Below are 1,890 nucleotides of genomic sequence, written 5' to 3' on the forward strand. Positions count from 1 at the left end.
TTTGTGGAACACCCTGAGGACCTGTGCTGGTTGCGTTAGTGCTGGTTGGGGTTACTTCTTTCACCACCGCTTGGTACTTGACAGTAACAGGAGTTCCGTTGGCATCCACACGAGTCAATTCAAGTTCTGGTGTTTCACCCTTGAACTGTTTATCAGGAGTGAAGGTCACCTTACCATCTGCGTCCACTTCGAACTTACCAACATTTGGCACTTCTTTCACAGTTGCACCATTGTCAAATAGTGGAGTTGAATCAGCTGGGAATGGAACAGAATCATGGCCTGGAGTGAAGGTCACTTTACCTTCTTGTACCTGACCTTGCAGACCTTCTGTCTTATCACCTGAACCAGTTGGCGTTACTTTCGTAAACTCTGGACTATAAGTCGCAGTAACTGGGGTACCATTCTTATCTACGCGTTTGACTGTGACTGGATCTGGTTTGCCTACAAACTGCTTGTCTGGAGTGAAGGTTACTGTTCCGTCTGGAGCAATCGTATAGGTTCCTTGACCTGGAATGGTCTTCTCTTTGCTTCCATCTTCGAAGGTTGGCTCGACTGTTTCATCAATTGGAACCAGTGGATCACCACCTTGGAAGATTGGAGTACCAGTTTGTGGAAGTCCTTGAGGACCTGTACTTGTTGCACCGGTTCCAGTTGGAGTTACCTTAGTAAACTCTGGGCTGTATGTCGCAGTAACTGGGGTGCCATTCTTATCCACACGTTTCACTGTAACTGGATCTGGGTTTCCAACAAACTGCTTGTCTGGAGTGAAGGTTACAGTTCCGTCTGGTGCAATCGTGTAGGTTCCTTGGCCTGGAATAGATTTCTCTTTGCTTCCATCTGCGAAGGTTGGCTCTACTGTTTCATTGATTGGAACTAATGGGTCACCACCTTTAAACGTTGGAGTTCCTGTTTGCAGAAGTCCTTGAGGGCCTGTGCTGGTTGCGCCGGTTCCTGTTGGTGTTACCTTGGTCACTGTTGGGGTATATGTCGCAGTAACTAGGGTGCCATTCTTATCGACTCGTTTAACCGTTACTGGAGCTGGAGTACCAACATATTGTTTTTCTGGTGTAAAGGTAATAGAGCCATCTGGATTGATGCTGTATTCACCTACACCCGGAACTGTTTTCGTTGACTGTCCATCTTCGAAAGTCATTGGTTTCGTATCATCCAGTGGAACAGCTGGATTACCTTCTGTGAAGGTTGGGGTACCTTTTTGCGGTTGACCTTGGATACCATTTGAAGTGGCATCCGTTGAAGTTGGAACTACTTCTTTCACTACTGCTTGGTACTTGACAGTAACAGGAGTTCCATTGGCATCCACACGAGTCAATTCAAGTTCTGGTGTTTCCCCCTTGAACTGTTTGTCTGGGGTGAAGGTTACCTTGCCTTCTGCGTCCACTTCAAACTTACCAACATTTGGTACTTCTTTCACAGCTGTCCCAGTGTCAAATAGTGGAATTGAATCAGCTGGGAATGGAACAGAGTCATGGCCTGGCGTGAAGGTCACTTTACCTTCTTGGGCCTGACCTTGAAACCCCTCTGTCTTATCACCTGTACCAGTTGGCGTTACTTTCGTAAACTCTGGACTGTAGGTCGCAGTCACCGGGGTACCGTTCTTATCCACCCGTTTCACTGTGACTGGAGTTGGGTTTCCAACAAACTGTTTGTCTGGAGTGAAAGTTACAGTTCCGTCTGGTGCAATCGTGTAGGTTCCTTGACCTGAAATCACTTTTTCCTTGCTTCCATCTGCGAAGGTTGGTTCAACTGCTTCATCGATTGGAACAAGTGGGTCACCACCTTGAAAGCTTGGAGTGCCTGTTTGTGGAACACCCTGAGGACCTGTGCTGGTTGCGTTAGTGCTGGTTGGGGTTACTTCTTTCACCACCGCTT

1 pseudogene is annotated in these 1,890 nt (G+C 47.4%); it reads right to left on the minus strand.

From position 1 onward, the window contains the following. Positions 1–1,890 (minus strand): annotated as a pseudogene (locus GMD3S_RS0210095) (YSIRK signal domain/LPXTG anchor domain surface protein); the annotation flags it as partial.

It is taken from the genome of Streptococcus sp. GMD3S (genome assembly GCF_000298695.2).
Taxonomy (GTDB): Bacteria; Bacillota; Bacilli; order Lactobacillales; family Streptococcaceae; genus Streptococcus.